Source organism: Streptomyces sp. NPDC058221 (assembly GCF_042882365.1).
Taxonomy (GTDB): domain Bacteria; phylum Actinomycetota; class Actinomycetes; order Streptomycetales; family Streptomycetaceae; genus Streptomyces.
The window spans coordinates 1-15,117 of sequence record NZ_JBHVWF010000030.1 but is presented as its reverse complement, the minus strand read 5'-3'; the positions used below and the strand labels follow the sequence as shown (position 1 = coordinate 15,117).

Genomic DNA, 15,117 nt, shown 5'->3' with positions numbered 1-15,117 from the left:
GCGCGGCCCGTGTTCAACTTCTTCGAGGAACTCTTCGCACCCGGCCGGAAGCACGCCGCGGAGGAGCAGCGCCGGCTGGAGCTGAGCCGGGTCGATCTCGGCATCGGCGACCCGGCGCGCGGCCCGATAGACCTCACCTCGGGCAAAGTGGTGGTCCGCCGGCCGGACACCGGCGGCGAAGACCCCGGGGCCCCGGACCTCACGGACCAGGACGCGTCGGCCCCGGACCCGGGGGACGTCGCCGCTGCGGATCCGGCCCTCGGGGACGCAGCCTCCGAGGACCATGCGCCCGAGGGCGCGGAGCAGGGCCGGGGCCAGGGTCAAAGACCCTGAGGCCCGTCATCGAACTGCCGTCGTCGCCCGGAGGGCGGCGGCCGCGCGGCGTCAGGTGCTTCCCCAGGCTCTCGGCTTCGCTCGACCAGGGCAGGTCCCATTCCTCGGCGTACGCACCCTAGGAGCCCGTCGGCGTGCGGTAGAGCCGCAGCCGGTGGGCGAGCGCGGCGGCCTCGCCCCGGCTGGCCACCCCGAGCTTGGCCAGGATGTTGGAAACGTGCACGCTCGCCGTCTTGGGCGAGATGTACAGCTCCTCGGCGATCCTTCGGTTCGTGTGGCCGGCGGCGACGAGCCGGTGCACGTCCTGTTCGCGCCGGGTCAGCCCGAAGGACTCCACCGCGGCGGCAGCAGCGGCACGGAGCTGCTCCTCGGAGTGGCCCCGGCCGGACTGCTCGTCGGTGGCGCCGTCCGGGACGGTGACGGCCACCAGGATCTCGTCGCCGGAGCCTGAGCCGAGGCCGGAGCCCGTGCCCGAACCGGGGCCGTGCGACGCGTCGGGGGAGGCAAGGCTGATGCGGGCGCGGCCCGCCAGCAGCTCGATGGTCTCGGTGAGCGGACGCGCGCCGAGGCGACGGGCAGCGCCGTGCGCCTCACGCAGCAGGGCGGTGGCCGTGGACCGGTCGCCGGAGGCCACGAGCAGTGCCTCGGCCCAGTGGTGGCGGATCTGGGCCAGTTCGTACGGCCGGTTCAGGGGGGTGAAGGCCCGGGCGGCGAGGGCCCAGTGCTCGGGGGTGTCAAGGCCTTCGGCCCGGGCCAGTTCGGCATCGACGAGCAGTCCGTAGGCCGCCCATACGGGGACGACCATCGGCAGCCGCTTGAGGTGGCTGCGGATCAGGGCGAGGTTCGCCGGGCGGCCCGGTTCGGTGGCGGGCAGGCCCCGGGCATCGGCCTCGGCCGCGGCCACGACGTGCAGCAGGGGCAGGGCGTAGCGCTGGGTGCCGGTCGGGAAGCCCGCCTCCGCCTGGGCCTCGAAGGCCGCCCGGGCCTCGGCGAGGCGCCCCTGCTGCACGGCGAGGGCGATGGTGTGGCGGACCACGTTGATGACGTGCTGGGGCTGCGGGTCCCGGGACCCGAAGCTGCGTTTGTTCAACGCGAGTTGCCGTTCGGCCTCGCTGAAGTCACCTCGCGCCAGCGCCACGTCGGTGCGGCGTGCGGCGACCAGCCCCTGGGCCTTGTGGGACTGCGCCGTGCGGGCGGCGGCCTCGGTGGTGGTCAGGGCCTCGTCCCAGTGGCCGAGCGAGAACAGGGACATGGCCTGGTTGGTGCGGACCCAGGCCTCCGTGTCGGCGATGCCGTGGCTGTGGCAGATCTCGATCCCGTGGTCGGCGGCGGCCACGGCCTCCAGGGAGCGGCCCATCGCTTCGAGAGTGGAGGGGAGGTTGATGTTGGCGCGGCCCATGATGCCGACGAGGCACAGTTCGTCGGCCCGGTCGCGGACGGCGTACATCTCGGCGATGCCCTCGTCGGCGTCTCCGGCGTCGGCGGTCAGCCAGCCCCGGGTGAGGCGCGCGTGCAGTTCGATGTACTCGTCGCCGACCAGCCGGGCGTATTCCACGGCCCGGTCGGCCGCGGCGAGGGTGTCGGCGCCGGGGCGGTGCAGGGCCCCCCAGCCGGCCACGCTCATCAGGACGTCCGCGTGGACGGCCGACGGGGGCAGCCCGCGGACCAGCTCCTCGGCGGTGGCCAGCTCCTCCCAGCCGTCACCCCGGGTGAGGTCCTGGATCAGGCGGGAGCGCTGGACCCAGAACCAGGCGGCTCGCAGGGCGTCGTCCTCGCTCTGAAGGATGCGCAGGGCCCTCTTGCAGATGGCGAGGGCCCGTTCGCGTTCGCTGCCGAAGCGGGCGGCGACGGTGGCCTCGGCCATCAGGTCGAGATAGCTCAGCGGGGTGGCGCTGTCGCGGCCGCATGCCGGGTAGACCTCGGCGTAGTCGATGGGGCGCAGCGTGCTGCGTATCGCCTCGGGAGCGTCGTCCCACAGCTCCATCGCGCGTTCCAGCAGCCGCAGTTGCTCGGCGAAGGCATGGCGGTGACGTGCTTCGACCGAGGCCTTCAGCACGGCGGGCAGGGCCTTGGCGGCATCGTGCGCGCCGTACCAGTAGCTGGCCAGGCGGGTGGCGCGTTCCCCGTCGCGGACGAGGGTGGGGTCGGCCTCCAGGGCCTCGGCGTACCGGCGGTTGAGCCGGGAGCGTTCGCCCGGCAGCAGGTCGTCGCTGACGGCCTCACGGACCAGGGAGTGCCGGAAGCGGTAGCCGTTGCCCTCCGGGGTGGTGAGCAGCAGATTGGCGCCGACCGCTCCCCGCAGGGCTTCGATGAGGTCGTCCTCGGTGAGACCGGCGACGGCGGCCAGCAGTTCGTACTCGACGGCGGAGCCGCCTTCGGCGACGATCCTGGCAACCCGCTGGGCGTCGTCGGTGAGCGCCTCCACCCGCACGAGGAGGAGGTCGCGCAGTGAGTCGGGTACTCCTGCCCCGTCACCGCACTCCAGACTGCAGGCGAGCTCCTCGACGAAGAAGGCGTTGCCGTCGGAGCGCTCGAATATCTCGTCCACCAGGGCCGGTTCGGGGGTGTCGGCGAGGATTCCGGCGAGCTGACGGCGGACCTCGGACCGGTTGAAGCGGGCGAGCTCGATACGGCGGACGGTCCGCAGCCGGTCCAGTTCGGCGAGGAGCGGGCGCAGCGGGTGGCGGCGGTGGATGTCGTCGGCGCGGTAGGTGCAGACCACGACGAGGCGGCCGCTGCGCAGCGTACGGAACAGATAGGCGAGGAGGTGCCGGGTGGAGGCGTCGGCCCAGTGCAGGTCCTCCAGGACGAGCACGACCGCGCGCTCCGCGGAGATGCGCTCCAGCAGCCTGACGGTGAGCTCGAAGAGTCGGGCGGTGCCGTGCTCGTCGGCCGAGTCCCGTCCCGGCTCGCCGAGTTCGGGAAGCAGCCGGGCCAGCTCGCTCTCCTGTCCCGCGCAGGCCGCGGCCATCTCGTCGGGCAGCGCGCGGCGCAGGGCGCGCAGCGCCGTGGAGAAGGGTGCGTACGGCAGGCCGTCGGCACCGATCTCCACGCAGCCGCCGACGGCGACGACGGCCTCGCGGCGGGCGGCCACCGCGAGGAACTCCTCGACCAGCCGGGTCTTGCCGACACCCGCCTCGCCACCGATGAGCAGCGCCTGCGGTTCTCCGCCGGAGCCGCCGGCCGGGCCGGCGGCTTTCTCGGTGGCACGGGCGAGCGCATCGGTGAGCGAGGTGAGTTCACCTGCACGGCCGACGAACACGGGACTGACTGACCTGGTCTCCACGTCGCCGAGCATCGCACACGGGTCCGACAACGCGGATCCCGGAAGCCGGACAGACACTGCCTTTCGGCCCTACGCGGCGTGCGCGAAGCGTTCCCGGCCCCCGTCCGCGCTCACCTTCCTCTCGCGGTCCTCGCGTGCCGTACCGCGGGCGGCGCGGCGGGCTCGACGTGCCTCCCGGAGGAGCCGCTCGTTGTCGGCGCGGCGGATCAGGTCGGCCTGCACGATCTTGTGGAGTTCCAGCGCGTACATGCGATTCCCCCTGGTGACGAGGGCCTTTCGGGCCCGGTGGCGGCAGTTCGTCTGCCGTGCCACCACTTTCGTCCCCCAGGGGGTGCCGCCGCATCGGGCGAGTTCCGCATCTTCGACGGGCCGGGGCCTTAGGCGGGTGCCTACGCCACCGCACAAGTGCGGTGCGCATGACCGCAGATGCCTTAGGCCGCGCCGGCAGCCGCCGTACGGGAGGCGGGTTGCCTGCCCGGAGTCACCTGCCCGGAGTCAGCTTCCCGCCGCCGGCGCGGCCGCTGTGGGCAGGGCGACGATGAGGTCGAAGTACATGCCCAGGGAGATCAGCACGCCGAGCACACCGAGCGCGATTCCGCCCTTGGCCACCGCGCGGACCCAGCCGGCCTGCGGGTGGACGGAGGGGGTGCCGAACGCGGGCCGGACCAGCACGTAGACGCCGACCAGCAGCGCGACCAGCCCGAAGATGCCGTTGACCAGTGCGGTGGAGTGCCAGGCGTCGCCGTAGATCTCGGAGATCTGCTGCGCAGCGGAGCCGCCGGAGGAGGTCTTGATCTGTCCGATCAGCGTCTCGCGCTCCGCTGCGACCCGGCCGCTCCAGGCGCCGGAGAGCCCGACGATGCCCAGGCCCACGGAGACGACGGCCGCTGCGGCGGTGCCGAGACCCGCGGACTGCCGGTCGGACTCGTCGGCCAGGTCGGAATCGAGGTCCTGCTCCGCCGGGTCCAGGTCCGCGTCGGTGTCCGCGTCCGCCGCGGGCGTGGCCGCGTCCCGGCCGGTGGCCGTCTTGTCGTTGCGCTCCGCCGCGTCCTTCGTCCCGGCGGTGTCGGTGACGGCCTTCGCCGTCGTGTCCTCTCCGTCGCCCTCGGCGACGGGAGCTGTGGGAGTAGTGGGAGTGGAGGAGTTCATCTGCCGCACGCTAGGGGGCCCGGATGAGAACCTTCTTAACGCCGGGCAAGGCCCCGCTCCCCCGGCCCGGCTCAGCCCTGCCGGGCGCGCCTTTCCGGACCGGCCGGGACCGGATCACCGAGTCATGTCTCACACCGCGGCTCCACGCTGTCGCGTCTCCCACCGCGGCTCGGAACTGTCGCGTCTCCCACCGCGGCTCAGAGCTGTCGCGTCCCACATCACGGTCCGCGCTCGTCAGTGGACGCGTTGCGCGGCCGGTACGGATTCCTGGTCCTTGCTCGCGCCCGCCCCGGGGATCCTCGCGTGCGGTGCCCGGCAGCCGGGGGGTTCGATGCTGAGCCGCGGCAGTCTGCGGTCCAGCCAGCCCGGCAGCCACCAGTTCGCCCCGCCCAGCAGATGCATCAGTGCGGGCACCAGCAGCGTACGCAGGACGAAGGCGTCCAGGGCGACGGCCGCCGCGAGCGCGATACCGAACATCGCGATGACCCGGTCGCCACTGAGCACGAAGGCGAGGAAGACCGAAATCATGATCACCGCAGCCGAGTTGATCACCCGGCCGGTCTCGGCGAGGCCGACCCGGACCGCCCGCCGGTTGTCGCCGGTCTCCAGCCACTCCTCGTACATCCGGCCGACCAGGAACACCTGGTAGTCCATGGAGAGGCCGAAGAGCACGGAAACCATGATCACCGGCAGGAACGGTTCGATGGGGCCTGCGCTGCCGAGTCCCAGCAGGTCGCTCCCCCACCCCCACTGGAAGACCGCGACGACCACGCCGAAGGAGGAGGCGACCGCCGCCACGTTCATCGCCGCCGCCTTGAGCGGGATGCCGACCGAGCGGAAGGCCATCAGCAGGAGCAGACAGCCGAGCCCTATGACGACGCCGACGAAGAGCGGGAGTTTGCCGATGATGATCTGCGCGAAGTCGTCGTAGCTGGCCGTCACGCCGCCCACATGTGTCCGGAGCGAGGTGTTGTCGGCCGCCCTCGGCAGGACGTCCGCGCGCAGCCGGTCGACGAGCTCACTGGTCCGCTGGGACTGCGGCGCCGAGTCCGGGACGACGGTGACGTACGCGGTGTCGCCGCTGGAGTTGTACGCGACCGGGTAGGCCCAGGCGACGCCGTCGGTGGTGCGCAGCGTCGCGGGCAGCGCGTCCATCGCCAGCCGGTCGTCGGCGCCGTCGAGCTGTGCGGCGATGGTCAGCGGTCCGTTGACGCCGGGGCCGAATCCGTGTCCCAGCAGGTCGTACGCCTGCCGGGTGGTGGTGGACTTCGCGTTGTTCCCCTGGTCCGAGCTGCCCAGGTGGAGCGAGAAGGTGGGCACGGCCAGGACCAGCATCACCGCCGCCGCGACTGCGCCGAGCAGCTTGGGGTGCCGCTCGACGAAGGCGGACCAGCGGGCGGCGAACCCGGTGGGCAGGGCCGGCTGCGGGCCGTGCGCGGCCAGTTGTCTGCGCTCGCGCCCGCCCAGCGCCCGCAGACCGATGAGGGACAGCAGGGCCGGCAGCAGGGTCACGGAGGCCACGACGGTCAGCAGGACGGTGAGCGAGGCGGCGACCGCGACACCGTTGAGGAAGCTCAGCCGCAGGATCAGCATGCCCAGCAGGGCGACGCAGACGGTGGCCCCGGCGAAGACGACCGCCCGTCCCGTGGTGGCGACCGCGTGCTGCGCCGCCTCGGGGACGGACATGCCGCGCCGCAGCCCTCGGCGGTGCCGGGTGACGATGAACAGGGCGTAGTCGATGCCGACCCCGAGCCCGACGAGCATGCCGAGCATCGGGGCGAAGTCGGCGACGGTCATCACGTGTCCGAGCAGCACGATGCCCGCGTAGGCCGTTCCGACGGAGACCAGGGCGGTGGCGATGGGCAGCATGCTGGCGGCGAGTGAGCCGAAGGCGAGGAAGAGCACGCCGGCTGCGACGACGACGCCGACGGCCTCGCTGAGGTGTGCGCCGGGTGCCTCGGTGAGGGCGACGGCCGAGCCGCCGAGCTCGACCCGCAGGTGTTCACCCGCGGCGGCCTTCGCGGTACGGACGACCGCCTCGGCCTGTTCCGCCGGTACGTCGTCGGCCTGCCGGTCGAAGGTGACCGTGGCGTAGGCGGTCCGGGCGTCCGCGCTGATCTGTCCGGCGCCCGCCTGGGTGTAGGGCCCCTCGACCGCGCCGACACCCGGCAGCCGTTCGACCGCGTGCAGGGTCCTGGTCATCCGCTGTTCGACATCGGCCGCCCGCACGGTGGAGTCGTCGGTGTGCCAGACGATGGTGTCGGTGTCACCGCCGAGATCCGTGAAGCCGCTCTTCAACAGCGCGGCGGCCTTGCCGGATTCGGTGCCCGGCGCCTCGTAGTCGTTGGTGTACGCGCTCCCCGCGAACGCCGCGGCGGCGGCCGTGCCGCCGAGGGCGAGCAGCCAGATGAGGACGGCGACGAGGCGGTGCGCGATGCACCAGCGGGCGATGGCTGCCAAGGGACGTACTCCCTGCGGGTTCGTGGTCTCTGCGACGGCTCGACAGAACCGTCCGCAAGAGAACGCATGACCTTGAGAACCGTCACTCTGACAGCCAACTGTGATTATTTGCCCGATTCGTGGCCTTACTCACAGGGGATGGATCCTCATATGAGCGACATCGCCTCGGCCGTACGGCGGTGGCACGGAGGGCGGGTGCCCCGGGCGGAGCCGGGTCCGACGGCCTCCCGGTCAGACCCCGATCACCCGCAGCGCCCCCCAGAGCGCGACCGTCGACACCGCCAGCGTCGCCGGTACGGTCAGCAGCCCGAGTCTGGTGAAGTGGCCGAGCTCCGGCGCCGCGTCGTGCTTGTGCAGGATGCGGCGCCACAGCAGGGTGGCGAGCGAACCGACGTATGTGAGGTTCGGCCCGAGGTTCACCCCGATCAGCGCTGCCAGCAGCGGCCCCGGGCCGGCCGCCGCGACGACCGGGAGCAGGGCGAGGATCGCCGGCAGGTTGTTGATCAGGTTGGCGAGCACGGCCGCCACCACGGCCACCGCCAGCAGCGCCGGCAGCGAGGAGCCGCCCGGGAGGAGCCGGTCGATGCCGGCGCCCAGGCCGTGGTCGACGACCGCCTTGACGACGACGCCCAGAGCGAGGACGAACAGACAGAACGGCACGTTGGCGGAGTGTGCCAGCCCCTTCACCGTGGTCTCCCGTTTCGCCAGCGCCCGGACGGCCAGTACGGCGGCGCCCGCCAGCGCCGCCCACAGCGGCTCCGCGCCCGCGAACGAGGTCACGACGAATCCGCACAGGGTCAGCACCAGGACGACCAGGGTGAAGACGGGGAAGCCGGGCCGGTCGTCGTCCGGTTTCGGCGGGTGCGCTCCGGCCGCCGCCAGATCGGCCGCGAAGAACCGGCGGAAGGCCACGTACTCGACGGCGATCGCCGCCAGCCAGGGGAGCGTCATCAGCGCGGCGAAGCGGGTGAAGGAGAGGCCGCTGGCCGTGAACGCCAGCAGGTTCGTCAGATTCGATACGGGCAGCAGCAGCGACGCGGAGTTGGCGAGGTGCGCGCACGCGTACACGTATGGGCGGGGCCGGGCTCCGACGCGGGCCGCGGTCGCGAGGACGACGGGCGTCAGCAGGACCACGGTGGCATCCAGACTGAGCACCGCCGTGATCACGGAGGCGACGACGAAGACGCCACCCAGCAGCGGACCGGTCCGCCCGCCGCAGAGGCGGGCGACCAGGTCGCCCGCGGCGGTGAAGAGCCCCTCGTCGGCGCAGAGCTGCGCCAGCACCAGGATCGCGGCGAGGAAGCCGACGACCGGCAGCAGGCTGCTCACCTGGGACCGGGCCTGGGGCCAGGAGACGGCGCCGACCGCGATCACCAGTACCGCGGCGGGTACGGCGACGGTCGCCTCGGGCAGACCCCGGGGGCGTACGACGGCGAACGCCAGCACCCCCAGCAGGAGAGCGACGGAGACGATCTCGGCGGTGACGGCGTTCAGTGGGCTCTCCGGAGCGGTGAAAAGGGGGCGGCACACCCGGTGGCACCGGATGCACCGCCCCCCTGAGGACGTACGGGAGGGACGGGCTCAGCCCTCGACGCCGAGCTTCTCCAGGATCAGCTCACGCACCCGCGCCGCGTCCGCCTGGCCGCGGGTGGCCTTCATGACGGCGCCGACGAGCGCGCCGGCTGCGGCGACCTTGCCGCCACGGATCTTGTCCGCGATGGCGGCGTTGCCCGCGATGGCCTCGTCGACGGCCGTGGACAGCGCACCCTCGTCGGAGACGACCTTCAGGCCGCGCTTCTCGACGACGGTGTCCGGGTCGCCCTCGCCCGCGAGAACACCCTCCAGGACCTGACGGGCCAGCTTGTCGTTGAGGTCGCCCGAGGCGACGAGCTCGGCGACCCTGGCGACCTGCGCGGGGGTGACGCCCAGCTCGTCCAGGCCCCGGCCCGTCTCGTTGGCGTTACGGGCCAGCTCGCCCATCCACCACTTGCGGGCCTGGTCCGAGGGCGCGCCCGCCTCGGTCGTGGCGACGATCAGGTCGACCGCGCCCGCGTTGAGGATGGACTGCATGTCGTGCTCGTTGACGCCCCACTCCTCCTTGAGCCGGGCGCGGCGCAGCCGCGGCAGCTCGGGGAGGCCGCCCCGCAGTTCCTCGACCCAGGTGCGGGCCGGGGCGACCGGTACCAGGTCGGGCTCCGGGAAGTAGCGGTAGTCCTCGGCGTTGTCCTTGATGCGGCCGGCCGTGGTGGAGCCGTCCTCCTCGTGGAAGTGCCGGGTCTCCTGCACGATCGTGCCGCCGGAGTTCAGCACCGCGGCGTGGCGCTGGATCTCGAAGCGGGCGGCCCGCTCGACGGAACGCAGCGAGTTCACGTTCTTCGTCTCGGAACGGGTGCCGAACTTCTCCCGGCCGTGCGGGCGCAGCGACAGGTTGACGTCGCAGCGCATCTGGCCCATTTCCATCCGGGCCTCCGAGACGCCGAGCGCCTTGATGAGCTCGCGCAGCTCGGCGACGTACGCCTTGGCGACCTCGGGGGCCCGGGCGCCCGCTCCCTCGATCGGCTTGGTGACGATCTCGATGAGCGGGATGCCCGCGCGGTTGTAGTCGAGCAGCGAGTGGGACGCGCCGTGGATACGGCCGGTGGCACCGCCGACGTGGGTCGACTTGCCGGTGTCCTCCTCCATGTGGGCGCGCTCGATCTGCACCCGGAAGATCTCCCCGTCCTCCAGCTGGACGTCCAGATAGCCGTCGAAGGCGATCGGCTCGTCGTACTGGGAGGTCTGGAAGTTCTTCGGCATGTCCGGATAGAAGTAGTTCTTCCGGGCGAAGCGGCACCACTCGGCGATCTCGCAGTTCAGCGCGAGACCGATCTTGATGGCGGACTCGACGCCGATCTCGTTGACGACCGGCAGCGCGCCGGGCAGTCCGAGACAGACCGGGCAGGTCTGGGAGTTGGCGTCCTGCTTGAGCTCGGTGGAGCAGCCGCAGAACATCTTGGTCTTGGTGCCGAGCTCCACATGGACCTCAAGGCCCATGACGGGGTCGTACGTCGCGAGGGCGTCCTCGTACGACTCCAGGTCAATGACAGCAGTCACGGTGAAAACTTTCCCTCTCAGCCCAGCAGGACGTCGTCGTCGCCGAGACGCTTCAGTTCGCGATAGAGGATCGCGAGGCCGGTGACGATGGCGGCGGCGGATACGGCGGCGTCGATCAGACGCAGAGTGTCGTTGTCCTGGCGGGCCATCTTCACCTGCTTGAACACGCTCAGCGCACCGAAGGCGGTGGTACCCATGGACACGTACGCGCCGGTCTTGGACTTCTTGAAGTTCTTGGCCTTCTTTGCCATTGCACTCACAGTGACGGAGCCTCCTCAAGCAGCGGGTGTCCCCACTTTTCCACGAATGCGGCCTCGACGGCGGCTCCGACCTTGTACAGCCGGTCGTCCTTCATGGCGGGGGCGATGATCTGCAGCCCGACCGGCAGGCCGTCCTCCGGCGCCAGTCCGCAGGGAAGCGACATGGCGGCGTTGCCGGCCAGGTTGGTCGGGATGGTGCACAGGTCCGCGAGGTACATCGCCATCGGGTCGTCGGCGCGCTCGCCGATCGGGAAGGCGGTGGTGGGCGTCGTCGGGGAGACGATCACATCGACGCCGCCTTCTCCGAAGGCCTTCTCGAAGTCCCGCGTGATCAGGGTGCGGACCTTCTGCGCCGAGCCGTAGTACGCGTCGTAGTAGCCGGAGCTCAGCGCGTACGTACCGAGGATGATGCGGCGCTTGACCTCGTCGCCGAAGCCGGCCTCGCGGGTGAGCGCGGTGACGTCCTCGGCGGACTTCGTGCCGTCGTCGCCGACCCGCAGGCCGTAGCGCATGGCGTCGAAGCGGGCGAGGTTCGAGGAGCACTCGGACGGCGCGATGAGGTAGTACGCCGAAAGGGCGAGGTCGAAGGACGGGCAGTCCAGCTCGACGACCGTGGCGCCGAGCGACTTCAGCAGCTCGACCGACTCGTTGAAGCGCTGGACGACACCTGCCTGGTAGCCCTCGCCGGAGAACTGCTTGACGACGCCGACGCGCATGCCCTGGACGGACCCGTTGCGCGCCGCCTCGACGACCGGCGGGACCGGGGCGTCGATGGACGTCGAGTCGAGCGGGTCGTGTCCGGCGATGGCCTCGTGCAGCAGCGCCGCGTCCAGAACCGTACGGGCGCAGGGCCCGCCCTGGTCGAGCGAGGAGGAGAACGCCACCATGCCGTAACGGGAGACGCCGCCGTAGGTGGGCTTGACGCCGACGGTGCCGGTGACGGCGGCGGGCTGGCGGATCGAGCCGCCGGTGTCCGTGCCGATGGCGAGCGGGGCCTCGAAGGAGGCGAGCGCGGCCGAGGAGCCGCCGCCGGAGCCGCCCGGGATGCGGGTGAGGTCCCACGGGTTGCCGGTCGGGCCGTAGGCGCTGTTCTCGGTGGAGGACCCCATGGCGAACTCGTCCATGTTGGTCTTGCCGAGGATGACGACGTCGGCGGCCTTCAGCCGCTTGGTGACGGTCGCGTCGTACGGCGGGACCCAGCCCTCGAGGATCTTCGAGCCGACGGTCGTCGGCATGTCCTGCGTGGTGAAGATGTCCTTGAGCGCGAGCGGGACGCCGGCCAGCGGGCCGAGCTTCTCGCCCGCGTCCCTCTTCGCGTCGACGGCCCGGGCCTGCGCGAGCGCGCCTTCGCGGTCGACGTGCAGGAAGGCGTGGACCTTCTCGTCGACGGCCTCGATCCGGGCCAGGTGGGCCTCGGTGACCTCGACGGCCGTGAGCTCTCCGGAAGCGATCTTCGCGGCGGTCTCGGCGGCGGTGAGCTTGATGATGGTGCTGATGTCCGTCATGGCTTTTTAGTCCTCCCCCAGGATCTGCGGCACCTTGAAACGCTGCTGCTCCTGGGCCGGGGCGCCGGAGAGCGCCTGCGCGGGGGTGAGCGAGGGACGGACCTCGTCCGCCCGCATGACGTTGGTCAGCGGCAGCGGATGGGAGGTCGGCGGTACGTCTTGGTCGGCGACCTCGGAGACGCGGGCGACCGCGCCGATGATGTCGTCGAGCTGACCGGCGAAGTGATCGAGCTCTTCGCCCTTCAGCTCCAGACGCGCCAGCCGGGCGAGGTGGGCGACCTCCTCGCGCGTGATGCCAGGCATGCAGCGATCCTCAGGGGTTGGTGTGTGGTTTTGGCCCAATCCTATGGTGTCCCCCGCACCAGCCATGGCCACCCGGGGAACGCCTGCTCAGCAAGGCGGGATCAGCCCCGTCCCACCGGGACCGATACCGGGCGGCACCGAAATCGAGCCCGTCCGGCGATTGAGGACAAAGCGGCCACCGGGCGCCTCCGGTCACCCCACCGCGGCCCCCGGCCCCGCGTCCCCGCGCTACGTCGCCGCGGGCCGCGAGTCGACCGTCCGCCCGGAGGGCCGCTGCTCCAGCTCGGGCGTCGCGGCAGCGGGGGCACTCGCCGAAGCCGCGGCGGCAGCCGCAGCCGCGGCCAGCTCCGCCGGCCGCCGCCAGCCGTGCTCGCCCCGCGCCCGCAGCCACGCGGTCGTCTCCTGCGGCGGCATCGCGGCCGCCACCAGCCACCCCTGCACCGCGTCGCAGCGCAGATCCCGCAGCCGCTCCCAGGTCTCGTCGTCCTCGACACCCTCGGCCACCACCAGCAGACCGAGCGAATGAGCCAGGTCGATCGTGCAGCGGACGATCTCCGCGTCCTCGTGGTCGATGGCGAGGCGGGCCACGAAGGACCGGTCGATCTTGAGCTCGCTGACCGGGAGCCGGCGCAGGTGGACGAGCGAGGAGTACCCCGTACCGAAGTCGTCCAGGGACATCTTCACGCCGTGGCCGGTCAGCCCGGCCAGGGTGTCCGCGGCCCGTTGCGGGTCCTCCAGCAGCACGTGCTCCGTTATCTCCAGCTGGAGCGCGCCGGCCGGGACGCCGTGCCGGGCCAGCCGGGCCGCGACGCTTCCCGCGAACCCCGGGGTGTGCACATCGCGCGGGGAGACGTTGACCGCGACCGGGACGAACAGCCCCTGCGCCCGCCACCTGGCTACCTGCGCCAGGGCCGTCTCCAGCACGTACTCGGTGAGATGCGGCATCAGCCCGGACGACTCGGCGATGGCGATGAACTCGTCCGGAGGGACCCGTCCCCGCTCGGGGTGCACCCAGCGGACCAGTGCCTCCAGACCGGCCACCTGGCCGTCGAAGCGGACTTTCGGCTGGTAGTGGAGCTCCACCTCTCCGGCGTCCAGCGCGCGCCGCAGATCACCGAGCAGCCCGAGCCGGTCCGGGGTGTTGCTGTCGCGCTTGGACTCGTACACCTCGACGCCCGTGCGGTCGCGCTTGGCCTGGTACATCGCCACGTCCGCCCGCCGCAGCAGCCCCTCCGCGTCCAGTGCGTGGTCGGGGTGGACGGCGACGCCGGCGCTGGCCTCCAGCACCAGGGTGAGCCCGTCCAGGTCCAGCGGGGAGGAGAGCCCCGCGACCAGATGGCGGGCGACCCGCTGGACGCTGGTGGTGGAGTCCGCGGCCGGCAGCAGCACGGCGAACTCGTCGCCGCCGAGCCTGGCGGCCTCCGCCCCGCGCGGCAGGGCAAGGCGCAGCCGTTCCGCTATCTGCAGCAGCAGCCGGTCCCCGGCCAGATGGCCGAGCGTGTCGTTGACCGCCCGGAAGCGGTCGAGGTCGATCAGGACCAGGCCGACCCGGGTACCGAGGCCCTCGGCCTCCTCCAGGGCCGTCCAGGTGCGTTCCAGCAGCCACTGCCGGTTCGGCAGCCCGGTCAGCGGATCCCGCAGCTGTTCCTCGGCCCTGGCACGGGCGATCCAGAGCGTGGAGTCCAGCGCGATCAGCGGGACCGCGAAGAGCGGCAGCAGTACGGGCATGGCCATGGCGACGACGCAGATCAGCGGCGCGATGCCGAGCAGGGCGACCGCGACGAGGCCCTGCCGGAGCAGGGCGGTGCGGGCGGCGGTCGGCAGCCCGCCGCCCTGCGGAGACCGGGCGTACCACAGCAGGACCCGGGTGACGAGCAGATAGGTGGAGGCCGCAAGGAGGACTTCCGGGACGGCGTCGATGCCCCAGTCGAGTGGCTGCCACGGCGACTCGACGGTCTGCACCTCACCGAACGCGGCCATCACCAGCGCCGCCGCGCCCACTCCCAGGATGTCCACCGCCCCGTGCAGCAGCCCCTGCCACCAGCGGTGTCTGCGGGCCATCCCGACGAGCACGACCACGACCAGGCTGACCAGGCCCGCGGGCACCCAGCCGTAGAGCAGCAGCACGGCGAGCGTGAGCGCGGCCCCTGAGCCGGTGCCGCCCCACCAGCGGTCGCGGCCGAGCGCGACCAGATGACCGACGACGATCCCGGTGAGCACGGCGAGCGACCAGCCGGCCCTGCCGTCCGGGAAGAGGGCGTGCCCGCCGCTCACGGTCCGGTAGAAACCGGTGGCGAGCTGGACGGTGGCGAGGGCCACGACGACGGCACCCACTTTGGGCGTGAGTCCGGCGAAACCCTGCAGCCGCGACACCGGTGCGGCGTTCTCGGTCGGTTTCATTCCGTCCCTCTCACAGCCGGCGGTGCCGATGTCACCTGATGGTTCCGTTCCGTGCCACGGCGCCCGGCACGCCCGGTGGCCGGGCTCCGCAGGCGCATCCCTCAACAGTAGGCCGCAGAAGGCTTCCAGGGGCAGCGGTCTACATCTCTTGCCCGAATGCGAACCGACCACCCGTCAGCATCTGCTATGCGCCGACCGGGTGAATCCGGACGAGTACCCACAGCCCCCCCCCCCTTCGCGTTGTTGGGGGCGCCGAACGGGGCTCCCGGGCTGCCGGGTGGGGCTGGCGTCGCCCCGGGACGAGGTCAGTGTAGGGGGGGGGTTGGAC

Annotated in this window: 11 protein-coding genes; 1 reads left to right on the top strand and 10 read right to left on the bottom strand. The window is 72.0% G+C overall.

Going from position 1 to position 15,117, the window contains the following annotated elements:
• Positions 1-9 precede the first annotated feature (9 nt).
• Positions 10-333, top strand: a complete 324-nt coding sequence (locus tag ACFVW8_RS12850) for a DUF6191 domain-containing protein (RefSeq protein ID WP_389689068.1) — start codon at positions 10-12, stop codon at positions 331-333.
• Positions 334-451: 118 nt separating this feature from the next.
• On the opposite strand, the gene ACFVW8_RS12845 is transcribed toward ACFVW8_RS12850, so the two are convergent.
• From ACFVW8_RS12845 to ACFVW8_RS12800, 10 genes are all read right to left on the bottom strand, one after another.
• Positions 452-3,631: an AAA family ATPase gene (locus tag ACFVW8_RS12845; protein WP_389689151.1), complete on the bottom strand. Its 3,180-nt coding sequence runs from the start codon at positions 3,629-3,631 to the stop codon at positions 452-454.
• A gap of 57 nt (positions 3,632-3,688) precedes the next feature.
• Positions 3,689-3,868 (bottom strand): hypothetical protein, encoded by a 180-nt coding sequence (locus ACFVW8_RS12840; RefSeq protein WP_389689066.1) that lies wholly within the window; start codon positions 3,866-3,868, stop codon positions 3,689-3,691.
• A gap of 246 nt (positions 3,869-4,114) precedes the next feature.
• Positions 4,115-4,768: a hypothetical protein gene (locus tag ACFVW8_RS12835; RefSeq protein ID WP_389689064.1), complete on the bottom strand. Its 654-nt coding sequence runs from the start codon at positions 4,766-4,768 to the stop codon at positions 4,115-4,117.
• A 234-nt stretch (positions 4,769-5,002) separates the two neighbouring features.
• Positions 5,003-7,228, bottom strand: a complete 2,226-nt coding sequence (locus ACFVW8_RS12830) for an MMPL family transporter (protein WP_389689062.1) — start codon at positions 7,226-7,228, stop codon at positions 5,003-5,005.
• A gap of 231 nt (positions 7,229-7,459) precedes the next feature.
• Positions 7,460-8,758: an SLC13 family permease gene (locus ACFVW8_RS12825; protein ID WP_389689060.1), complete on the bottom strand. Its 1,299-nt coding sequence runs from the start codon at positions 8,756-8,758 to the stop codon at positions 7,460-7,462.
• A gap of 51 nt (positions 8,759-8,809) precedes the next feature.
• Positions 8,810-10,321, bottom strand: a complete 1,512-nt coding sequence (gatB, locus tag ACFVW8_RS12820; protein ID WP_389689058.1) for an Asp-tRNA(Asn)/Glu-tRNA(Gln) amidotransferase subunit GatB — start codon at positions 10,319-10,321, stop codon at positions 8,810-8,812.
• A 17-nt stretch (positions 10,322-10,338) separates the two neighbouring features.
• Complete coding sequence (locus ACFVW8_RS12815) at positions 10,339-10,572, bottom strand: hypothetical protein (RefSeq protein WP_389689149.1); 234 nt, start codon at positions 10,570-10,572, stop codon at positions 10,339-10,341.
• 5 nt (positions 10,573-10,577) lie between these two features.
• Positions 10,578-12,086 (bottom strand): Asp-tRNA(Asn)/Glu-tRNA(Gln) amidotransferase subunit GatA, encoded by a 1,509-nt coding sequence (gene gatA, locus ACFVW8_RS12810; RefSeq protein WP_389689056.1) that lies wholly within the window; start codon positions 12,084-12,086, stop codon positions 10,578-10,580.
• A gap of 6 nt (positions 12,087-12,092) precedes the next feature.
• The gene (gene gatC, locus ACFVW8_RS12805; RefSeq protein ID WP_003966094.1) at positions 12,093-12,389 is read right to left on the bottom strand and encodes an Asp-tRNA(Asn)/Glu-tRNA(Gln) amidotransferase subunit GatC; all 297 of its coding nucleotides are present in this window, start codon (positions 12,387-12,389) and stop codon (positions 12,093-12,095) included.
• Between the two features lie 228 nt (positions 12,390-12,617).
• Positions 12,618-14,789, bottom strand: a complete 2,172-nt coding sequence (locus tag ACFVW8_RS12800) for a putative bifunctional diguanylate cyclase/phosphodiesterase (RefSeq protein WP_389689054.1) — start codon at positions 14,787-14,789, stop codon at positions 12,618-12,620.
• Between the last annotated feature and the right edge of the window lie 328 nt (positions 14,790-15,117).